The sequence below is a fragment of the Paenibacillus tianmuensis genome (genome assembly GCF_900100345.1).
Lineage (GTDB): Bacteria > Bacillota > Bacilli > Paenibacillales > NBRC-103111 > Paenibacillus_G > Paenibacillus_G tianmuensis.
In genome coordinates this window covers 1-21,608 of record NZ_FMTT01000004.1, presented here as the reverse complement: position 1 = coordinate 21,608, position 21,608 = coordinate 1, and the positions used below count along the sequence as shown (strand labels likewise).

At 56.0% G+C, this 21,608-nt stretch carries 20 protein-coding genes and 1 other annotated feature; of the genes, 15 read left to right on the top strand and 5 right to left on the bottom strand.

The genetic code is table 11. The features are described 5' to 3' along the window. Nucleotides 1-58 precede the first annotated feature (58 nt). From BLO51_RS03885 to leuS, 10 genes are all read left to right on the top strand, one after another. Nucleotides 59-574, top strand: coding sequence for a YqeG family HAD IIIA-type phosphatase (locus BLO51_RS03885; RefSeq protein WP_090667061.1), 516 nt, complete (start codon nucleotides 59-61; stop codon nucleotides 572-574). Nucleotides 575-581: 7 nt separating this feature from the next. Further along, entirely contained in the window at nucleotides 582-1,709 is a 1,128-nt protein-coding gene (gene yqeH, locus BLO51_RS03880) for a ribosome biogenesis GTPase YqeH (RefSeq protein ID WP_090667059.1), read from the top strand. 25 nt (nucleotides 1,710-1,734) lie between these two features. Further along, a complete protein-coding gene (gene aroE / locus BLO51_RS03875; RefSeq protein WP_090667057.1) occupies nucleotides 1,735-2,604 on the top strand; it encodes a shikimate dehydrogenase in 870 nt (289 codons plus the stop codon). Nucleotides 2,605-3,031: 427 nt separating this feature from the next. Continuing rightward, nucleotides 3,032-3,325, top strand: a complete 294-nt coding sequence (gene yhbY / locus BLO51_RS03870) for a ribosome assembly RNA-binding protein YhbY (RefSeq protein WP_090667055.1) — start codon at nucleotides 3,032-3,034, stop codon at nucleotides 3,323-3,325. A 49-nt stretch (nucleotides 3,326-3,374) separates the two neighbouring features. Then, complete coding sequence (locus BLO51_RS03865) at nucleotides 3,375-3,962, top strand: nicotinate-nucleotide adenylyltransferase (RefSeq protein WP_090667053.1); 588 nt, start codon at nucleotides 3,375-3,377, stop codon at nucleotides 3,960-3,962. Further along, a complete protein-coding gene (yqeK, locus tag BLO51_RS03860; RefSeq protein ID WP_090667051.1) occupies nucleotides 3,952-4,533 on the top strand; it encodes a bis(5'-nucleosyl)-tetraphosphatase (symmetrical) YqeK in 582 nt (193 codons plus the stop codon). The genes BLO51_RS03865 and yqeK overlap by 11 nt, the downstream gene beginning before the upstream one ends. A gap of 22 nt (nucleotides 4,534-4,555) precedes the next feature. Continuing rightward, nucleotides 4,556-4,903, top strand: a complete 348-nt coding sequence (gene rsfS / locus BLO51_RS03855) for a ribosome silencing factor (protein ID WP_090667049.1) — start codon at nucleotides 4,556-4,558, stop codon at nucleotides 4,901-4,903. Then, nucleotides 4,900-5,802, top strand: coding sequence for a CvfB family protein (locus BLO51_RS03850; RefSeq protein WP_090667047.1), 903 nt, complete (start codon nucleotides 4,900-4,902; stop codon nucleotides 5,800-5,802). Before rsfS ends, BLO51_RS03850 begins: the two co-directional genes overlap by 4 nt. Nucleotides 5,803-5,851: 49 nt before the next feature. Next, the gene (locus BLO51_RS03845) at nucleotides 5,852-6,646 is read left to right on the top strand and encodes a class I SAM-dependent DNA methyltransferase (RefSeq protein ID WP_090667045.1); all 795 of its coding nucleotides are present in this window, start codon (nucleotides 5,852-5,854) and stop codon (nucleotides 6,644-6,646) included. Nucleotides 6,647-6,982: 336 nt separating this feature from the next. Beyond that, nucleotides 6,983-7,227 (top strand) — a binding site (T-box leader). A gap of 53 nt (nucleotides 7,228-7,280) precedes the next feature. Further along, a complete protein-coding gene (gene leuS, locus BLO51_RS03840) occupies nucleotides 7,281-9,731 on the top strand; it encodes a leucine--tRNA ligase (RefSeq protein WP_090667043.1) in 2,451 nt (816 codons plus the stop codon). Between the two features lie 99 nt (nucleotides 9,732-9,830). Here leuS and comER read toward each other — a convergent pair whose 3' ends face one another. Beyond that, entirely contained in the window at nucleotides 9,831-10,655 is an 825-nt protein-coding gene (gene comER, locus BLO51_RS03835) for a late competence protein ComER (RefSeq protein ID WP_090667041.1), read from the bottom strand. Between the two features lie 109 nt (nucleotides 10,656-10,764). Here comER and BLO51_RS03830 point away from each other — a divergent pair, with 109 nt between their 5' ends. The 4 genes from BLO51_RS03830 (at nucleotide 10,765) to BLO51_RS03815 (ending at nucleotide 16,037) form a co-directional block, all read left to right on the top strand. After that, nucleotides 10,765-11,352, top strand: a complete 588-nt coding sequence (locus tag BLO51_RS03830) for a ComEA family DNA-binding protein (RefSeq protein WP_217266684.1) — start codon at nucleotides 10,765-10,767, stop codon at nucleotides 11,350-11,352. A gap of 123 nt (nucleotides 11,353-11,475) precedes the next feature. Continuing rightward, a complete protein-coding gene (locus BLO51_RS03825) occupies nucleotides 11,476-12,768 on the top strand; it encodes a homocysteine synthase (protein WP_090667037.1) in 1,293 nt (430 codons plus the stop codon). Between the two features lie 30 nt (nucleotides 12,769-12,798). After that, nucleotides 12,799-13,311, top strand: coding sequence for a deoxycytidylate deaminase (locus tag BLO51_RS03820; RefSeq protein ID WP_090667035.1), 513 nt, complete (start codon nucleotides 12,799-12,801; stop codon nucleotides 13,309-13,311). A 95-nt stretch (nucleotides 13,312-13,406) separates the two neighbouring features. Further along, nucleotides 13,407-16,037, top strand: coding sequence for a DNA internalization-related competence protein ComEC/Rec2 (locus tag BLO51_RS03815; RefSeq protein WP_090667032.1), 2,631 nt, complete (start codon nucleotides 13,407-13,409; stop codon nucleotides 16,035-16,037). Nucleotides 16,038-16,159: 122 nt separating this feature from the next. On the opposite strand, the gene BLO51_RS03810 is transcribed toward BLO51_RS03815, so the two are convergent. Then, nucleotides 16,160-17,518, bottom strand: a complete 1,359-nt coding sequence (locus tag BLO51_RS03810) for an MATE family efflux transporter (RefSeq protein WP_090667030.1) — start codon at nucleotides 17,516-17,518, stop codon at nucleotides 16,160-16,162. A gap of 9 nt (nucleotides 17,519-17,527) precedes the next feature. Beyond that, nucleotides 17,528-18,106, bottom strand: a complete 579-nt coding sequence (locus BLO51_RS03805; RefSeq protein ID WP_090667028.1) for a TetR/AcrR family transcriptional regulator — start codon at nucleotides 18,104-18,106, stop codon at nucleotides 17,528-17,530. A 242-nt stretch (nucleotides 18,107-18,348) separates the two neighbouring features. Here BLO51_RS03805 and BLO51_RS03800 point away from each other — a divergent pair, with 242 nt between their 5' ends. Further along, nucleotides 18,349-19,284, top strand: a complete 936-nt coding sequence (locus tag BLO51_RS03800; RefSeq protein WP_090667026.1) for an EamA family transporter — start codon at nucleotides 18,349-18,351, stop codon at nucleotides 19,282-19,284. Nucleotides 19,285-19,385: 101 nt separating this feature from the next. Here the strand turns inward: BLO51_RS03800 and BLO51_RS03795 are convergent, their stop codons facing one another. Continuing rightward, nucleotides 19,386-20,468 carry an NAD(P)H-dependent flavin oxidoreductase gene (locus BLO51_RS03795; RefSeq protein WP_090667024.1) on the bottom strand — a complete coding sequence of 361 codons (1,083 nt, stop codon included), beginning with the start codon at nucleotides 20,466-20,468 and terminating at the stop codon, nucleotides 19,386-19,388. 112 nt (nucleotides 20,469-20,580) lie between these two features. Next, nucleotides 20,581-21,477, bottom strand: coding sequence for a LysR family transcriptional regulator (locus tag BLO51_RS03790; protein WP_090667553.1), 897 nt, complete (start codon nucleotides 21,475-21,477; stop codon nucleotides 20,581-20,583). Between the last annotated feature and the right edge of the window lie 131 nt (nucleotides 21,478-21,608).

Below are 21,608 nucleotides of genomic sequence, written 5' to 3'. Positions count from 1 at the left end.
TGTTCGCTATTTTGCAACAAAATGGACAGTTATGGTATAGTTTGACGTATACAGCCTAATGTCTCTCGAGGTGAATTCTTTGCTGAAAAAGCTGATTCCGCGTCAACAAGTCAATACGATATTTGACATAGATCTTCAAGCGTTATGGGAGCAGGGATACCGCGGCATCATAACGGACTTGGACAATACGCTGGTAGGAGCCAAAGCGCCTCTTGCCACGCCGGAGTTGCTGGATTGGCTGAAAGTCGTGGGACAAATCGGCTTTCAGGTCGTCATTGTGTCGAACAACCAGCGCAACCGGGTAACCAAGTTCGCCGAGCCGCTGTCCCTGCCTTTCATTTATCGCGCCCGTAAGCCGACAAGCGCCGCGTTCCGGCGGGCCATGAGCATCATGAATCTGCGGGCGGAGCAGACGGTGGTCATCGGGGATCAGATGCTGACCGACGTGCTGGGAGGCAACCGGATGGGGCTTTATACCATCCTCGTCAAGCCGATTTCTCTTGCGGACGAGGGCTTTTTTACGAAGGTAAACCGAAGGATCGAGAAGGCCGCATTAACTATAATGAAAAGGTAGGGAACGTATGACGGCCCATAATCAACACTCCGAAAACAACCACTGCGCGGGCTGCGGCGTAGCGCTCCAAACGGAGCAGCCGGATCAGCTCGGCTATGTCCCGGCTCAAGCGCTTGCGCGCACGCCGATCATTTGCCAGCGGTGTTTCCGCATCAAAAATTACAATGAAGCTTCGGGCATTACGCTTAATCAGGACGATTTTTTGCGGCTGCTCACCCATGTCGGGGGAACGGACTCGCTGGTCGTGAACATTGTCGATATTTTCGATTTCGAGGGCAGTATGATTTCCGGTCTGGCGCGGTTTGTCGGCACGAATCCGGTCATTCTGGTCGTGAACAAAATCGATCTGCTCCCCAAAGTAACGAACTATAACCGGATCGTGAACTGGGTGCAGAGACAGGCGAAGGAAGCGGGACTCCGGGTCGTGGAAGTCGTTCTGTGCTCGGCGAAAAAAAATATGGGCTTCGAGCGGGTTATCGAAGCGTTGGAGCTGCACCGCAAAGGGCGCGACATCTATGTCGTCGGGGCGACGAACGTCGGCAAATCGACGCTCATCAACCGACTTATTCGCGATTACAGCGATTTGGACGCCGAGCTGACGGTTTCGCAGTATCCGGGCACGACGCTCGACCTCGTGCGCATTCCGCTGGACGACGGTGCCTCGATCATCGATACGCCGGGCATCGTGTACAAGCATCGTCTGACGGAGCTCGTCAGCAAGAAAGATTTGATGAAGGTCATGCCGGACAGGCCGATCAAGCCGCTGGTGTTCCAGTTGAACGACCAGCAGACGATCTTCTTCGGCAGCTTTGCGCGCTTCGATTTCGTGCAGGGCGAGCGGCAGTCGTTCACGTTCTACGTCTCCAACGCGCTTGAGGCTCACCGGACGAAGCTGGAGCGGGCGGACGAGCTGTACGAGGAGCACCGGGGCGTACTTCTGTCGCCGCCAAGCCGGGAAGAGCTGGAGGATCTGCCCAAGCTGACCAAGCATCCGATCCGCATTCCGAAGAACGCGAATCTGGACGTTTCGGTCTCGGGACTCGGCTGGATCAAAGTCAACGGCGCCGCCGGAGCGGAACTGGCCATCCACGTCCCCAAAGGCGTGAAGGTCGCGGTTCGGGAATCGGTCATTTAGCGGGGAGCGGGAGGAACGGACGAGAATGAGCAAGCATAAACTGGATAGCCACACGATTTTGTACGGAGTGTTCGGCGATCCGATCCGGCATTCCAAATCGCCGATCATGCTGAACCGGGCATTCGAAGCGGCGGGAGTCAACGCGGCTTACGGAGCGTTTCACATCTTGCCGGGCACGTTGAAGGACGCCGTGGCCGGCATCCGGGCGCTGCAATTCCGCGGAGTCAACGTAACCATTCCGCACAAGGTCGAGGTCATGTCCTATTTGGACGAGATCGACGAAGGAGCCCGCGCCATCGGAGCGGTGAACACCATCGTCAACGAAGGCGGCAGCCTGATCGGCTACAATACCGACGGCATCGGGTATATGCGTTCGCTCCGCGAAGAGACAGGCATCTCGCTGAAGGGTCGCAAGGTTCTAATGATCGGCGCAGGGGGAGCGGCGCGCGGCGTCGGCTACGCGCTGGCCCGCGAAGGCGCGGAGCATATCTACATCGCCAACCGCACCAAGGAGAAGGCGCTAGACCTCGCTTCGTCGATGAGCGAATTCGGCAGCGTATCCGGCCACGGCCTGGACGAGATTCCGAAGCTTGCCGGAGAGGCCGCTTTGATCGTCAACAATACGCTGCTCGGCATGCATCCGAACGTAGACGAAGTGCCGATGGACATTTCGCTGATTCGCCCTGAGACGGTCGTCAGCGATCTGGTGTACAACCCGCTGATCACCCGTTTCCTGCGCGAAGCCCGCGATCAGCGCGGCGTGGTCATTCACAGCGGCCTCGGCATGTTCATTTACCAAGGCGCCTACGCCTTCGAATATTGGACCGGCCAGCCTGCTCCGATCGCCGCCATGCGCGAAGTGGTGGAACAATCTTTCTCGGAGCCGGAGCATTGATTTCAAATTGTTTTGAGCGCTTAAGTATGGATTAGGCATTTGGCAAGGATTTGTTTTGTGGATTTTGGGTTTGTCGGGGTTTTGGAAATTTGCCGTCCAGGGAGCTTCATGACAAAGTCATGAGCCCCTGACGCCCGGTTTGCGCCTTGCGCCGACCGAGAGCTTCATGACAGCGTCATGAGGCGGCTCCTCCCCCGTAGTCCCAGAAAAACCACACGACGCAACGCAGCGCACCCTGGGCATAACGTATGGAGAGAACGCCGCATGTGAGCGTGTCCCGAAGGGACGAAAGCGTTCCTACGCCGACGCATCTTCAACGCCGGCCCCGCAGCAGGCACGCCCCTTTCGGGTGTCCAGAGGGCGCAGCCCTTTGGGGTCCTCCCTACTAGGGAGGATTTAGGAGGGTGCTACTTTAGGAGGGACAAACATGTTAACAGGCAAACAAAAACGGTATTTGCGCTCGTTGGCGCATCATCTGGACCCGATCTTTCAGGTCGGTAAAGGCGGAGTAAACGATCATCTGATCCGGCACATCAGCGAGGCACTGGAAGTCCGCGAGCTGATCAAAGTAACGGTGCTCAACAACTGTACGGAAGACCGGAGCGAAGTAGCCGAGCAGCTGTCGAAAGGTTCCGGCGCGGAACTGGTTCAGGTGATCGGCAAAATCGTCGTGCTCTACAAGGAATCCCGCGAGCATAAAACGATTGAGCTTCCGGTTTAAGCCTACGGCGTCGGAAGCGGCATTTCAGCTAAAAAGAGGGGGATGACGGATGAAGGTCGGTCTGATGGGCGGCACCTTCGATCCCGTTCATATCGGGCATTTGATTGCCGCCCAAAGCGTTTGCGAGAGGCTCAAACTCGATGAAGTATGGTTTATGCCGACGAACGTGCCTCCGCATAAAGAACAATCGCCCGGGGCTTCCCCGCGGCAGCGGCTGGAGATGGTCGAGCTTGCCGTCGAGGGGCACCCGCACTTCCGGGTATCGGATATGGAGCTGCGCAAAGGCGGCGTATCGTACAGCATCGAGACGGTAACGATGCTTCGGGCGCAGCATCCCGGTTATCGGTTTACTTATATTATCGGAGCCGATATGGTCCGATATTTGCCGAAGTGGTACAAGATCGACGAGCTGGTCCGGCTGGTTTCGTTCGCCGGATTGCAGCGGCCGGGCTACGAAACGGGCTATGAAGGGCTTCCCGATGCCATTCGGCAATCGGTGCAGCTTGTGCCGATGCCGCAAATCGAGCTGTCGTCCACGTTAATCCGGCAGCGGCGGGCTTCGGGGCGATCGGTGCGTTACATGGTCCCGGACCAGGTAAATCATTATATCGAGGTGAACCGTTTGTATGAAGCGTGAGGAAATGATCGAATCGGTTCGCTCCCAGATGCCGGAGAAGCGCTGGAATCATACGCTTGGCGTTATGGAAACGGCGGTGCAACTGGCGGAGCGCTATGGGGCGGACCCGGAAAAGGCCGAACTGGCCGCCATCCTTCACGACGTCTGCAAATATTGGCGTGTGGACGAGCAAGCGCGTATCATCCGGGAGAACGGATTGCCTCAAGATTTGCTCGATTACGACAAAGAGTTGTGGCATGCCCATGCGGGCGCGTGGATTGCCCGGGAGCAGTACGGCGTAAGCGACGAGGAGGTATTGGATGCGATCCGTTACCACACCTCGGGACGCGCGCGGATGACACTGCTTGACAAGGTCGTTTGTCTGGCGGATTATATGGAGCCGGGCCGGGATTTTCCGGGCGTGTATAATATTCGCCAAAACGCCGAACATAGTTTAGAGAAGGCACTCATAACCGGCTTTGACGGAACGATCCGTTTTTTATTGGATAAAGGCAAGCGAATTTATCCGCTGACCTTCGAAGCTCGCAACGGACTGATCCGGGAGCTGGAGGAACGCGGAGAATCGGTATGATTCACTTACAGGAGGAAACGATATGACCATTCAACCGGATGAGCTTATGCAGCTCGTGGTCGATGCGGCCGAAGACAAGAAAGCGATGGACGTAACGGCATTAAACCTGCGCGGGATTTCTTTGATTGCGGATTACTTCGTCATTTGCCACGGCAATTCCGAAACGCAGGTGCAGGCAATCGCGACCGAGATTAAGAAACGTTCGGAAGAGCGCGGCGCACGAACTCGCGGCCTCGAAGGCATGGACACGGCCCGTTGGGTGCTTGTCGACTTGGGCGACGTCGTCGTTCACGTGTTCCACCGCGACGAACGCGAATATTACAACATTGAGCGGCTGTGGTCCGACGCGAAAGTGGTCGAACGGGTATGAGGCTGGAAGCCGGAACGATCCGACGTTTGGACGTGGCGAGAGAAATCTCGCCGCACGGCTTTTTTTTGACGGACGGCACGCAGGACGTGCTGCTCCATTACAGCGAAGCCATCGGGGAAGTGAAACCGGGGGAGCAGGTCGATGTATTCTTGTTTCACGACACCGAGGACCGGCTGGCCGCGACGATGCGCAAGCCGCTCGTAACGCTCGGAGAGGTTGCGCTTCTCGAAGTGGTCGACATTCATCCGCGCTTCGGCTGCTTTCTCGAAATGGGGCTCGGGCGTCATTTGCTGCTTCCTTTTAAAGAGCTCCCTGAGCTTAAGGAGCTGCGTCCCGAAGTCGGAGACCGCGTGTTCGTCGTACTCGCTCACGACCGGCAAGGACGGCTCGTCGCCAAAGTGGCCGGAGAAGACCGGCTTAAGCTGCTGTGCTTCGATGCTCCGGCAAGCTGGCGCAGCACCTGGGTCGACGCCCGCGTCTACAAGCCGCTGCAAATGGGCTCGTTCATCGTTTGCGACGGCGGCGTGGTAGGGTTCGGCGTCATCGGCTTTATTCATGCGTCCGAAAGAACTAGGCTGCTTCGTCTTGGCGAACAGGTGAAGGTGCGCGTCACGTTCGTACGTGAGGACGGCAACGTCAACTGCTCGATGCGCGAGCGTAAGGAAGTCGGACGCGACACCGATTCGGAGAAGCTGCTGGCCTTCCTGAAAGAGCGCCCGAATCAGGCGATGCCGTATTCGGACGAAACCCCGGCCGATTTGATCAGCCAGCGCTTCGGCATGAGCAAATCCGCCTTCAAGCGCGCCATCGGCAAGCTGATGAAGGAAGGCCTGGTTTATCAGGAAGGCAGCTGGACATATTTGAAAAAAGAAGCGGCATCGCAGCCGGCATCCGAATGAAGACCCTTCGGAGCCGGCCTTTGTCTGTTCGGTGAAGGAGGAGCAAGCCGTGGCTTACGAACAATTTTCCTATTTATACGACCGGCTGATGGAAGATATGCCCTATGACGATTGGCTCCGCTTTGCGCGGGAATGCTGGGATAAGTTCGGGACACCACGAAGCGTGGTTGATCTGGGCTGCGGCACCGGAAGCATCGCGGTCCCTTTGGCGCAGCTCGGCTACGAAGTCGTCGGCATCGATCTGTCGGAGGACATGCTGTCCATGGCCAGTCAAAAATCGGAAAGCGCCCAGCGGAGCAAGCCTTTTCCTGCAGGAGGAAGCGTGATGTGGCTCCAGCAGGACATGCGCGAATGGGAGCTTGGCCGCACGGTCGACGCGGTCATCTCGTTTTGCGATTGCTTGAACTATTTGCTGGAGGAGGAAGACATCGAGCGGTCCTTCAAGCAGGTATACGATGGGCTTGCTCCGGGCGGGGTGTTCGTGTTCGACATGCATACGCAGAGCCAGCTTCAGAGCTATGCGGAATCGCAGCCGTTTTTCTTGAACGACGACGACGTCGCCTACATCTGGACCTGCGATTTCGACCCGGGCCGCTGTGAAATCGAGCATGAGTTGACGTTTTTTGTGCGGGAAGGGGATGCTTGGGCGGAAGGATCTGATGACGCCATGACGGAGCGTTATCACCGGATCGAGGAGCTGCATGTGCAGCGGGCGTATTCGCTCGATTGGGTGCAGGAGCGGCTGCGTGCGGCCGGATTTTCTGAGACGGCCTGCTATGCCGACTTTTCGTTCGAATCGCCGACGGACGATACGCAGCGGGCGTTTTTTGTGGCCGTGAAGTAGCGGGATTGAGCATGAGGTGGAGGGAAATGGGCGAGAATGCCTCTCGTTAACGTGTTAAGTGGATAATCAGTTGCAGCAGGCACAGGATCATCCCCCATAGCGGGAGCGACAGCATGACCCCGTTGACGAATCCTTTCATGCGGCTCATCCTCCGTAAGCTTCGAATAGAAAACATTTATTACAAAGTATGGCCAAGTTGTGGAGGATGTAACCGGGACGGGCCCGTTTGCGATGGGTCCGTCGGCATTTTATCCCACAGCTCCGGGAAAATCGGGGGCCCAGCTTGACACGAAGGAATCGTTTTTCATATAATGAAACCTAATTGGAGCATATATGCAAAAGGCCGTGACAAGAACTAGTAACTGCAGCGCTTTCTTTCAGAGAGCCGGTGGCAGGTGGGAACCGGTAGAAGCAGCAGCGAACTCATCTTCGAGCCGTTTGGCCAAAAGACCGCAACCGAGCGCAAGCTTCGCCGGTCACAGCCGCAAACGTCCCCCGCGTTAAGGGGAGAGTGGACCCGGGCAAAGCATGCCTGAGTCAACTAGGGTGGTACCACGGGAAATAAGCCTCTCGTCCCTAGCGTTGCGCTAGCGATGAGGGCTTTTTTGTTTGAATCGAAGGAGGTCTACACAATATGGCACAGGAAACTAGAGAACAGCAAGGGTACAACCCCTTGGCGATTGAACCGAAATGGCAGCAATATTGGGAGAAGAACAAAACGTTCAAGATGCTGGACTACGAGAGCAAACCGAAATTTTACGCGCTTGACATGTTCCCGTATCCATCCGGCGCAGGCCTTCACGTCGGGCACCCAGAAGGCTACACGGCAACGGACATCGTATCCCGTTATAAACGGATGCGCGGCTATAACGTTCTGCATCCGATGGGATGGGACGCCTTCGGCTTGCCGGCGGAGCAGCATGCGCTCGATACGGGGCAGCATCCGCGCGACATCACGTTCCGCAATATCGATAATTTCCGCAGACAGATCAAGTCACTCGGCTTCTCTTACGATTGGGACCGCGAATTCAGCACGACCGATCCCGAATATTATAAATGGACGCAATGGATTTTCGTTCAACTGTATAAGAAAGGTCTCGCCTATGTGGACGAAGTGCCAGTGAACTGGTGTCCGGCGCTCGGTACGGTGCTGGCCAACGAAGAAGTCATTGACGGCTTGAGCGAGCGCGGCGGCCATCCGGTCATCCGCAAGCCGATGCGTCAATGGGTGCTGAAGATTACCGAGTATGCGGAGCGCCTGCTGGAGGATCTTGAGGAGCTCGATTGGTCCGAAAGCATCAAGGATATGCAGCGCAACTGGATCGGCAAGTCTACGGGTGCCGAAGTGACGTTTGCCATCGACGGACACGGGAACGATAGCCTGAAAGTATTCACGACCCGTCCGGATACGCTGTTCGGGGCCACCTATTGCGTATTGGCGCCCGAGCATGAGCTTGTAGCCCGCATTACGACGCCGGAGCAAGCTCAAGCGGTGAAAGATTATCAGGAACGTGCGGCCCGTAAAAGCGACTTGGAGCGCACCGATCTTGCGAAGGAAAAAACGGGCGTCTTCACCGGCGCTTATGCGGTTAACCCGGTTAACGGCAGCAAGGTACCGATCTGGATCGCCGACTATGTGCTGGCCGGATATGGTACAGGCGCGATTATGGCAGTGCCGGGGCACGACCAGCGCGACTGGGAATTCGCGAAGCAGTTCGACCTTCCGATTGTGGAAGTAGTGCAGGGCGGCGATGTAAACAAAGAAGCGTACGCCGGCGACGGCGCGCACGTCAATTCCGATTTCCTGAACGGCTTGAATAACGAGCAGGCTGTCGCGCGAATGATCGAGCACCTTGAAGCCAATGGCAAAGGCCAAGGCAAAGTAACCTATCGTCTCCGCGACTGGCTGTTCAGCCGTCAACGGTATTGGGGCGAGCCGATTCCGATCCTCCATCTGGAGGACGGCACGATGAAAACCGTTCCGGAAGATCAGCTGCCGCTGCTTCTGCCGGAAGTGGACGAAATCAAGCCTTCCGGCACGGGTGAATCGCCGCTTGCCAATGTGACGGATTGGGTGAACACGGTAGATCCGGAAACCGGCCTCAAAGCGCGCCGCGAGACGAACACGATGCCGCAGTGGGCGGGAAGCTGCTGGTATTACCTGCGCTTTATCGATCCGAAGAACAAGGACGAGATTTGCTCCAAGGAGCTGCAGCGCAAATGGCTGCCGGTCGACCTGTACATCGGAGGCGCGGAGCATGCCGTGCTTCACCTGCTGTATGCCCGTTTCTGGCACAAAGTACTGTACGACCTCGGCGTTGTGGAAACGAAAGAGCCTTTCTACAAGCTGGTTAACCAAGGCATGATTCTCGGCGAGAACATGGAGAAAATGAGCAAATCGCGCGGCAACGTCATCAACCCGGACGAAATCGTAGGCGAGTATGGCGCGGATACGCTACGTATGTACGAAATGTTCATGGGGCCGCTGGAAGCAACGAAGCCTTGGAACGTGAACGGCGTAGAAGGCACATTCCGCTTCCTGAGCCGCGTTTGGCGCTTGTTCGTCGGCGAAGACGGAGGGCTGAGCGCGAAAATTACAGAAGACGGCGATGCGGGCAGCGAAGCGTTCAAGCGGACCTGGCACCGCACGATTAAGAAAGTAACCGAAGATTACGAGGCGCTGCGCTTCAATACGGCGATCAGCCAGCTGATGATCTTCGTCAACGAAGCGTACAAGACGGACCTTCTGCCGAAAGCGGCGATGGAAAATTTCGTGCAAATGCTGTCTCCAATCGCGCCGCACTTGACGGAAGAGCTGTGGGAGAAGCTTGGTCGTTCCGGTACCGTTGCTTATGAGGCATGGCCTGTATACGATGAAGCATGGACGGTCGACAACGAAGTGGAAATCGTCATCCAAGTGAATGGCAAAATCGCCGACCGTGCCACGATCGCGGCGGATGCCGACGAAGCGATGATGCAGGAGTTGGCGCTTGGCTTGGCCAAAGTCAAGGAAGCGATGGCGGGTAAAACCGTTCGCAAGGTGATTGCCGTCAGAGGCAAGCTTGTCAATATCGTCGTAGGGTAAAAAGCAATGTCGTTCGGGAAAACAAAAAACCGCACTCTGGAATCGGAGCACGGCGGTTCATATCGGAAAAGGACGTGAAAGCATCGCGTTCTGTTCGGCCTATGGGCTGAAAAAACGGGCTTTCACCTTTTCCACATCTTCATCGTATTTAGCATGAGTTGTGCGGATCAGGTCGTCAAAGACCCCGCACAACTCTTTTTGCATTATGCGGAGACCTTCTGCGGTAATGCCGCCGGGAACGGACACCCGCTGCTGCAGGGTAGCGGGCGTAAAGCCTCCGGTGGTCAGCAGCCTGCCGGTGCCGAGCGTCATCTCGGCCGCAAGCTGCGTGGCCTCCGTCTCGGAGATGCCGGTGGCGGCAACGGCGGCCTCGACGAATTTTTGCACGAAAAAGGCCAGAAACGCCGGGCCGCAGCTTGTAATGTCTGAAGAGACGCGCGTATGCTCCTCACGGATGCGAATGGGGGCGCTAATGTGGGACAGAAGCAGCTCCAGCCGCGCTTGATCCTCGTCGGTCATCCGGTCTCCGTAAATACACAGCGTCGCGCCGCTGAGCACATAGTTGGTAATGCTTGGAATGACCTTTGCGATTTTGCAGGGGAGCAGTTCTTCCAAATGACGAACTTGTACCGGGCTTGTAATGGAAACGACGACCGTTTCGGGAGCGACCATATCCCGGATGTCGTCGATGACCGCTTTGAATTCCATCGGCTTAACGCATAGAAAAAGAATCCGGGCTCCGGCTGCAGCTTCTCTATTGGAACGGGTTGTTTGCAGGCCCGGGTAGCTTTCCGCTAACTGCTCCGCTTTGCGGGCGGTGCGATTGGTCACAACAAGCTGCTCCGGGCTGACTGCGCCGGATTGAATGAACGCTTCGATGAGAATACTGCCCATGCTGCCTGTTCCGATAAATCCTATTTGCATGACCATCCCCCCTGACTGGATTGCAGCCTTCTACATGGATATGAGGCGGTGCGTAAAACCATGCATTCGATTTTTCGATCAAGATTCGATGAAGAAACGAGGTGGAGGCATGCCCCATTTTTCAGAAAAAGCTTTGGTTCGTCTTGCCGTCCTGGCACTCGTCGCTGGCGTTGTCATTCTACTGCTGCTTTGGCGTCCTTGGACCTCGGACGGCGTACCGGCGGGCTTTAAGGCGGCGGACGAGGAAATGAGAAAATTGCTTCAGGAGCAGAACGAAGCAAAGCAGGCGAGCGCGCTTCCGGGCGATGCGAAGTCACAGAAGGGAGAAAAGACCGCTACGGCGGAGCCGAAAGGGAACCCGGTCGCGGAGAAGGCTGGCGCAGAGTCATCGGCAAAGCCTCCTGCAGCGGACGTTCCGCCGCAAGAAGCTTCTGCCGCCGGGACGGCTTCCGAACCGGCGAAGGCGGCTGCCGGGAAGCCGGTGGTAAGCGCTCCGGGCAAAATCAATTTGAACACGGCTACCGCCGAACAGTTTGACGAGCTCCCGGGTATCGGGGCCAGTCGGGCCCAAGCGATTGTCGCGCTTCGCAAGAAACTCGGTGGTTCGTTCAAATCTGTGGACCAGCTGCTGGAAGTGAAGGGAATCGGCAAAAAAACGCTGCAAAAAATAAGGCCTCTCGTCACTTTGGAGCCTTGAGTCGGCCAAGTCATGCAATGATGTCTGAAATTGTTTTGCGGAGAAAGCTTTCGTTTTGCTGCGGAATGTGCGAAAATAGGTACGGTTATCCATTATTTCTGTTGATTATAAGGAGGATGCAGTATGTCAGAAGAGCGCAAGCTTTCTTTGGAAACGTTGGCCGTTCACGCTGGACAGGAGATTGACCCAACGACGATGTCCCGAGCAGTTCCTTTGTACCAGACGACGTCCTATGGATTTCGCGATACGGATCACGCCGCTGATTTATTCGCTCTCAAAGAGCCCGGCAACATCTACACGCGCATTATGAATCCGACGACCGACGTGTTCGAAAAACGCGTTGCTGCGCTCGAAGGCGGGGCCGCGGCTCTGGCGACGGCATCCGGTCAAGCGGCCATCACGTACTCGATACTTAACATTGCCGGAGCGGGCGACGAGATCGTTTCATCGTCCAGCCTGTACGGCGGTACCTACAATTTATTTGCAAACACACTGGCGAAAATCGGAATTAAAGTGCATTTCGTCGATGCGAGCGATCCGGAAAATTTCCGGAAAGCCATTACGCCGAAGACGAAAGCCGTGTTCGCGGAGGCGATCGGCAATCCTAAGGGCGATGTGCTTGACATTGCTGCCGTAGCGGCTATTGCGCATGAGAACGGCATTCCGTTGATTATCGACAATACATTCCCGAGCCCATATCTTTGCCGACCGATCGAACATGGAGCGGACATTGTCGTTCATTCCGCGACTAAATTTATCGGCGGACACGGCACCTCGATCGGCGGCATTATCGTCGACGGCGGCCGTTTCGACTGGAAAGCCAGCGGCAAATTTGCCGGTCTGACCGATCCGGACCCGAGCTACAACGGAGTCGTGTATACCGATGCTGTCGGGCCGATCGCTTACATTATCAAGGCGCGTGTGCAGCTTCTGCGCGATATGGGCGCTACGATCTCGCCGTTCAACGCGTTCCTCCTGCTGCAAGGTCTCGAAACGCTTCATCTTCGCATGGAGCGCCACAGCTCAAATGCGCAGAAGGTTGCCGAATTCCTGGAAAAGCACGAAGCTGTGGATTGGGTGAGCTACGCGGGCCTTCCGAGCCATTCGTCGCATGAGCTGGCGAAAAAGTATTTGCCTCAAGGCCAGGGCGCCATCATGACGTTCGGCATCAAAGGCGGTGTGGAAGCAGGGCGCAAAGTGATCAATGCGGTAAAGCTGTTCTCCCATTTGGCGAACGTCGGCGATTCGAAGTCGCTCATCATCCATCCGGCCAGCACCACGCATCAGCAGCTTAGCGAGCAGGAGCAGGCGGCGGCAGGCGTAACGCCGGGCATGATTCGTCTGTCCATCGGGACGGAAGCGATTGACGACATTATTTACGACTTGGATCAAGCGATCCAGGCAAGCCAGAAATAGAGCCGGAAAACATAAAGGAGCTTGAGCAGCATGATGGCACGTAAAGATTGGGATACGTATTTTATGGACATCGCCTATATGGCTTCCACCCGCTCCCAATGCAGCCGAAGGCATGTTGGGGCCGTCCTGGTGCAGGGGAAGAAGCTGCTCGGCACGGCGTACAACGGTGCTCCGATGGGCGTGCCGGATTGCTCGGAAGCGGGCTGCATGCTCGTGGAAGAGTATGAATTGGTCGCATCGGACGGCAAGGAGCAGGTGGTCAAGAAGCAGCGCTGCATCCGGACGATCCATGCGGAGCAAAACCTGCTGTTGTTTACGGACCGAGAGGACCGCGAAGGGTCCGTCGTTTATGTGACCGATCAACCGTGCTGGACGTGCGCGAATATGCTCGCGAACAGCGGCGTGTCGGAAATCGTGTTCCACCGGCCGTATCCGAAGGACAGCGACAAGGTGCGAGCGCTGATGGAGCAGCGTGGAATGACGTTCCGGCAGCTTGATAATTACGAGCCTCCGGCCGGAACGGTCAGCGAAGTGAAAAATTAGAACGATCCAAAGCTTAGGAGGAAGAACCTCTTTTTGGGCGTGCGTCAGCATGCGTCCGGAAGAGGTTCTTTTTTTGTTGCTGGAAGGAGGAGCGGATGTCTCAAAGACCGATCGTTGCGTTCGCGGTTTACTGGGGTATAGGCTATGCCATTACGGTGATCGTGCGGCTGCCATGGATGAATCTGTGGCTGGCTGTGGCTGCAGGAATGCTGTATTGCGCCGCGATGATCATAAGACCAAAGGGGACCGTTTGGCTCCGCAGTCTGTTGATCGTCGCGGCAGCGGCGGGCATATACGGCGACCATGATGCCCGAAACCGGAGCTTGGTCGAATTGCAAACCGATGAAGTAAGCGGCGTGCGTTTTCAAGGGCGGATCGTGACGCCGGTTTCAGTCGACGGAGACCGCGTTTCCTTTCAAGCGGAAGCCGAGTCCGTAGCGATTCCCGAACATGGTGTGCCGCGGGATGGCGGCAAGGGCGAGCGGATGCAGTTTTCGATCCGCTTGCTTGCCCGGGAGGAGCAGGAAACGGTCAGAGGTTGGGAGCGGGGCCACCGGATCGAGCTGGACGGAACGCTGCGCCGCCCGGCGGAAGCGCGTAACTTTGGCGGCTTCGACTACCGGAACTATTTGCGGCTGCAGCATATTCATTGGCAGATGACGGCAAAAGGGACAGCGGGACTCACTGTAACGTCACCGGAATCCGGCGAGTGGGGTGGCTGGCTTGCCATGCGCGGCATCGACCGCTTTCGGGACCGGCTGGCGGGGCAGATCGACCAATTGTTCCCTCCGGATCAAAGCGGCTTTATGAAAGGCATGCTGATCGGCCTGACGGATGAGATCGAACCGAAGCAATTCGAGCAGTTTTCCCGGCTGGGCTTAACCCATATTATCGCAATCTCCGGTCTCAACGTCGCTATTTTTCTGGCATGCTTGATCTGGCTGCTGCGCCGCTTCGGATTGACGCGGGAAACGGTTCTGCTTACCGCGCTGGCGCTAATGCCGCTGTATATCGCCGTCACCGGGGCTTCGCCTTCGATCGTCCGCGCTGGCATAATGGCGATGATCGGCTTGTATGCCGCTTACCGGAACCGGCTCAAGGACGGGCTCCACATCGCGCTGATCGCGGGAGTCGGCATGCTCGTCTGGAATCCGTATTATTTGCTGGATGTCAGCTTCCAGCTTTCGTTTCTCGTGACGTTGGGGCTCATTCTCGGCGTTCCGCAAATGAACAAGCTGCTGCCGGTAAAGCGTGCGAAGCTGAGGGACGCGCTTTCGATTACTGTTGTCGCGCAGCTGATCTCGTTCCCGCTGTCGATTTATTATTTCAACCAATTTTCCCTGCTGTCGTTCGCTGCCAATTTTGCGCTGGTTCCGGCGTTTAGCGTATGGGTGATGCCGGGCGGGACGGCTGCAATGCTGCTTGGTTTCCTTTGGGAGACAGGAGCGGGCTGGCTCGGGTGGTTAATTGCCAAGACGAACGAGCTTCTGTTTTACGTGGTGGAGCAAGCGAGCAAGCTGGATGCTTTCCAAACGATTTGGCCGAGCCCTTCGCCAGTATGGATATTGGCTTATTACGGGCTGCTGTGCGCGGCGCTTGTACTGCTGCAGCCGTTTGCGGCCAAGGATGAGTCGGCTGCGCCCGAACCGATGCTTTATGGAGTAAAAACCAACAAGCTGCCGTTTCTAACCCGACAAACGATGAATCGGTACGTCCTGCTGCCCGCCAGCTTGCTTGGCTTTGCGGGACTGCTCTGGTACGGCTACGATCCTGAACGCGGAACAGCGGAAGGACGCGTGCAGTTTTTGGATGTGGGGCAGGGGGATAGCATCCTGATCCAGACGCTCCCGGGAGGCCATACGATCTTGGTGGACGGGGGAGGAACGGTCTCCTTCCGTAAACCGGAAGATGCGTGGAAGGAAAGGAGAAACCCGTACGAAGTAGGCCGGAAGCTGCTGGTGCCGTTGCTCAAAAAACGCGGTGTGCAGCAAATCGACGAGCTGATTTTGACGCATCAGGATGCCGATCACTTCGGCGGCTTACAGGCGGTGCTCGAGCACATTCCGGTGCGGCGATTTTTGTTTAACGGGACTTTGAAGCCGCTGCCGTCCGTGGAAAAGCTGTTTCAAACCGCATTGGAAAAGGGAACGGAGCTGGTCGAGGTGGAGGCGGGAGATACGCTGCAAGTCGACGCCGGCACGGCGCTTCATTTCCTGTATCCGCTGCCGGAGGGAGAGCGGGAGGGAGTACGTGTAGAGCGGGATCAAAATCCGAGCTCTATCGTGTTTTTAATGGAGATGGCGGGTACTCGCTGGCTGTTCACAGGCGATATCGGGCGGGCCGAGGAGCGAAAGCTGCTCGACCGATGGTCGGCGGTATCGCGGGGACTGTTTCAAGAGGAGGCGCTGGCTCCTGCCGCCCGTGAACCTGCGTCGCCACCGGGGGCGGCAGCGCCGGTACCGGTAGTATACAAGCCTGTCGATGTGCTGAAGGTGGCCCACCACGGAAGCAAGTCGTCCACGGCCGATGAGTGGCTGAACGCCTGGAGGCCCAAGCACGCGGTCATCTCCGCCGGGGTGAATAATATGTACGGGCATCCGAACCCCCAGGTGCTGGATCGGCTGACGTCGTATGGTATAAGCGTACAGAGGACGGACAGGGACGGGGAGGTGCAGATGACCGTACGTGGCGGTAAAATTTATACGCGAACGAAGCTCCGGCCCTGAAAGTATGGCGGGAACGGGCCTCCCACTGTACGCCATAACGCGACGAAAGCCGCCCGGTCCATGCGATGATGGGGCCGAGCGGCTGTTTCGCTGCGGAAAAGCTATTGAAAGTGTGGCCCCCGTTACGAGGCGGCATTGACCGAAGCGACACTGCGGGAACGCCTGCGGATATAAGCATACACGGTAAGGACGACGATCAGCTCCGAAAGCGGAATGGAGAGCCAAATTCCAGTCGTTCCCATGAAATGGGGCAAGGTGAACAGCAGGGCGACCATGATCAGCATCTCACGCGCTATGGTAATCCAAGTCGCCATTTTGACTTGGTCGGTCGATTGAAAGTACGTCATCATGACAAAGTTGACGCCCATGAACAAATAGGCGGTGAAAAACAGACGTATACCGGTAACGGCTAATTCATGAACCTCTCGGGTAAACGAACCGAACAAAGAGACGATGCTGTCCGCCGTAATCAAGCCGATCAGAAACACGCTCACCCCGATGCCGATCGACGTTTTTACCGCGAGGCGAATCGTTTCCCGCTCCCGGGCCTGCTGCTTCGCGCCCCGATAGTAGCTAATCAGCGGCTGAATGCCTGATCCCATACCGATGAACATCATCAGCATCACGCCGTGCACGTAATTTACAATGGAGAAGGCCGAAACGCCTAACGTGCCTGCCCACCGGACCATCGCCATGTTGTAGCCTGCCGTAAAGACGGCGATGCCCAATTCCGCGACGAAGCTCGGAAAGCCGATGGTGAACGTGCTTTTGGCCAGCTTCCACGATAAACGCAGCTTGACGAAGCGGAGCGTTCTGTCCTTGCGCAGAAAATGCGTGAACAGCACGCACGCCCCGATGGTCGATGCGCCGATAAGCGCCCATGCGGACCCGGCTACGCCGAAGCCGAGAACAAACAAGAACACGTAATTTAGCACGATATTGCTGACGGCGTTGGCGATCAGAGAAATCATCGCCAGATTCGGATTGCCGTCATTCCGGACAAAGATGCTGAACGCATTTTGAACGGTGATGACGAAACCGAAGGTCAGCAGCACGTTCATAAATTCCATCGCATAAGGCATCGTCTCGTTGTTGGCTCCGAGAAACAACGCCAGCTTTTCCCGGAACAAATAAGCAATCCCCGCCACTATGAGCGTCAAGCTGAAGATGAGCGTAAGCGAATGAGTAAAGATCGAGCGTGCCTGCGCCGTATCTTTGGCGCCTAACGATCTGGAGTACAGAGCCGCGCCGCCGATGCCGACCCACAGCGATATAGCAAAATAAATCGAAAATAACGGAAAGGCGACGTTAACCCCTGCCAGCGCCACTTCGCCGAGCCGCTGTCCGACGAAAATGCCGTCAATCACGACGTTAATGGACATCATAAACATACCGACAATCGACGGGACCAAATAACGGACGAATACTTTGCCTACGGAATCGGATTCCAGGTCTGATAGTTTGCTGTTTTCAATTTGCATATTACACCTCTAGCTATTTTCTCTATAAAGTATTCCTTTCCACAACAAGGAAAAGGTTGTTTCGGCCGCTTCGATAAAATAATCGGGGCTGTCGAAAATCAGTTTGGTGGTCAAGCCTTCGTAAATCGTATGCACGGCGAGCGCGCCTTCCTTCGGATTGACCCGAAGAGTCGAATCGAGCTGAAAAGCAAGCTCCAACTGATGAAGCAAATGATGCGAATACAATTCGTACATCGTGATGCATAGTTCTTGCAGCGGCTCGGGGGGCATAAACGCCATCAGAAACATCAGCTTCACATTCCGGTTGGTCGCGTAGCGGTCTTTCATCTCCTCAACGAAGGTGCGCAGCAGCGCCCGCAGCGGCTCTCCCTTATGCTCGTGAAAGAACGTGGTCAAATAGGCGATTTCCTGCTTCATTGCGTTCTCGTGAATTTCCACGACCAAATTTTTTTTGTTCTCAAAATGAGCGTACATCGACTGCTTCTTAATCCCTACCTCTCGGGCAATATCCGCCAGCTTCGTGCCCTCGTAACCGTATTGCAGAAGATGCCCCACGGCGGTTTTTTTGATCTCTTCTCTTCGGCTCATCGTACCCACCTTGGCTTCATATAACTTTGTTTACCTTACCCAAGTCAGGTAAATACATCTGTAATATTATCATATTTCCAGCCATTTTCAAACAAAAAACTTACTTCAGTCAGTTTAACAATAAAAAAACAAGTCTTGAATCTCGGCCTGGGGTTTGCTATATTTTTGTTTGTGGGGCTTCCGGTTTTAACGGCCGGAGCCGTCGCGGGTGGGTGAGGGTTAACTAGAACCGAGGATCGGTTATGATTGTTTCGCAGCGATTTAAAGCAAGCCTGTTGGTATTGACCGGCGCTGCATCGTACGGGATATTGTCCACTTTCGTCAAGCTGGCGTATAAGGACGGTTTTTCGCCCGCCGAGGTGACGGGCAGCCAAGTGTTTTTCGGCTTTGTGGCTCTATGGCTTCTGGGCATTCCTTTCTGGGGCTACATGAAGAAGATGCCGAGGATCGTCTTTCTGAAGCTGCTCGGCAGCGGGGTGTTTACGGGCCTGACCGGCGTCTTTTACTACTACACGCTGCAAACGTTGAGCGCGTCGTTCGCGGTGCTGCTGCTGTTCCAATTCACTTGGATGGGGCTGCTCGCGGATTGGCTGTTGCAAAAGAAAGCGCCGAACCGGTTTCAGCTCATCGGCGTTGTAGTCGTGCTGGCCGGCACGCTGTTCGCCTCCGGTTTTCTCGAAGGCAGCATGCCGCAGCTCAGTTGGACAGGAATCGGGCTTGGGCTGCTTGCGGCCGCAAGCTATACGCTGACCGTCTATTTCAGCGGTAGGGTCGCGACAGAGGTGCCTGCGATTTTACGCAGCTCGTGGATGTTGACGGGGGCGGTTATCGTCGTGTCGCTTATTTATCCGCCGACGTTTCTGTGGAGCGGCGCGCTGACGAACGGCCTGTGGGGATGGGCGGTCATTCTCAGCCTGTTCGGCATGATCCTTCCGCCGTACTTGTTTGCCAAGGGCGCTCCGCACCTCAGTACGGGCGTAGCCTCTATCATCGGGGCGATCGAGCTGCCTGTCGTCATTGTGTGCTCCAGCCTGCTGCTTCACGAGCGGACCGGCTTGCTCCAGTGGCTCGGCATCGGCCTTATTTTTGCCGGCATCGTCGTATCTGAATGGAAAAGCAAGCACAATAGCCAAAGCGAACGGAAGCTTGCGGCCCCCGAAACGGACAGGCCGCGATAAGCGACCGGCAGCGACCGTTTTATGTAAATCAAAAAGAGGCATTCTTCCAAGTAGACCAAAAGCTGCTTGAAAGAAGCCTCTTTTTTGTATGCTGGGTACAATCATCCTTCCCGGTATTGGCTTAGCCGCAGCAGCGTATTGGCTGCTTCGCTCATCAGCTCAGCGATCAGCTTGCCTGCGGGCCGAGTCCTACTCAAGCGCAGCGCTTGCCCGGCCCAGAGCGACATATATTGCGGGTTATTTTCGTTCGCCGCTGCCTTCCGGATGTCTTGCGTTAATTTATTTTGAATGGGGTACTCGGGAATGGAGCCCGGATATTGCTTCATCTCCGAAATAAATTCATTTTTGATCCCCCGGGCCGCCTTTCCCGAAAAAGCAACAGTCACCGTCGTGTCCTCTTCGCCGCTTTGAAGGATCGCACGCTTGTGCTGCTCGTGGGCGCCGCTTTCGTCGCAGGTCAGAAAAGCGGTGCCCATCTGCACGCCGGAAGCGCCCAGAGCCAGACTGGCAACGAAACCGCGACCATCCATAATGCCTCCCGAAGCGATGACGGGAGTGCGGACTTGGGCGACGATTTGAGGGACCAGCGCCATCGTTCCCACCAGTCCGTCCTCGTAATGGCTCAAGAACGTGCCGCGGTGTCCGCCGGATTCGCTGCCTTGGGCAACAATAAGATCGATCCCTGCCTCCTCAAGCGCCAGCGCTTCGCGCACCGTGGTCGCGGTCCCGATGAGCTTGATGCCTCGGCTTTTCAGCTTGTCGATAAGCTTCGGCGCAGGAATGCCGAAGGTAAAGCTGAACATGGGCACGCGTTCGTCCAGAACGACTTGAAGCTGCTCTTCAAACGTTTCTTGAAACTTAGCGGGCATAATCCCCGGCGCAAGGTTCAGCCGTTCCCGGTAACGGTTTAACCACTCGTTCATGCGCGCTGCGGTCTCATTGGACGGACCGAACGACTCGGGAGTGAATAAATTGACGGCAAAAGGGCGATCTGTCAGACGGCGGACATCCTCGATGGCGCGTTTGATTTGCACGGGCGGGAGATATCCGGCGCCAATCGTCCCCAGACCGCCGGCTTCCGACACGGCGGCTACGAGCTGCGGAGTCGTCGGTTCCCCGGCCATACCGGCTTGTATGATAGGATAGGAACATCCGACGATGTCTGTCATCGGAGTAGAAAACATGGTACAGCACTCCTTCCAAATGATGACGGCATATCTAAACCTGCTATGTTCTCATCATAAGCAATCTGTTTTGTCACGTAAAATCGCAATAGTCGATACCCGTCATCTCTAATTAAGATGGCTGGCCAAGACCGTCAGGTAATAGAAAGCGATTCTTCATCTCATTCAAAAATAACTTGTAGGCTTGCGACAAATAGGCGTCCTTACGGCGGATAAATACCGTTTGAACCCGTCCGTACCGTTTCGGGATCGGATAGGAGCGGACGAGGCCTTCCTTAGTATTACCCTGCACGATCGATTCGGGAAGCAGGGAGACGCCAAGTCCGGCGGCAACGCAGCCGACAATCGTTTCCAAGGTGCCGAATTCCATAATTTTAACGGGCATGACGCCTTCCTCCTGAAGCCAGCCAAGCAGCTTGGCCCGGTAGGAGCAGCCGGAACGAAACACGAGGACGGTCCGATCCGTCAGTTCCCTTGGAGAATCGAGCTGTGGACGCAATACGTCCGTGACGAGGACAAGCTTTTCCTCGAAGACGAGATCCTGCAGCAGCTCGGGATGTTCTACGGGTCCCATCACAAACGCTCCGTCCAAGCTATAATCGAGCACTGCCTGAATCAATTGCTGAGACGGCCCGGTTACGAAAGATAAATCGACCTCCGGGCACATCCGGTGGTAATCGGCCAGCAAATGGGGCAGTCTGACGGCGGCAGTCGTTTCCATCGAGCCGATCGACAACGGCCCGGTCGGCGTCGACGCATCTTGAACCGCTTTGCGCGCCTCTTCCAATAAGCGCAGCGCTTTGTCGGCGTACTCAAGCAGCGTTTTGCCGGCAGGCGTCAGCGTAATGCCCCGGTTATGCCGGTAAAAGAGCGGGGCGCCAAGCTCTTTTTCGAGCTGCTTGATTTTGGTGGTGACGTTGGATTGCGCATAGTTTAGCTGCTGGGCGGCCTTGGAGACGCTGCCGCTCCGCGCGGCGGCTTGAAATACTTGAAGAGCTGAGGTATCCAGCGGCATGATCGGTTCCTCCTCTGATATATAAAAAAATGATAGATCATATCAAAATCATTTTATTTACATGATATCAGGTTGCGTCTATATAAGTTGAACTAATGAATTCATTAGAATTAGAACCTAACACA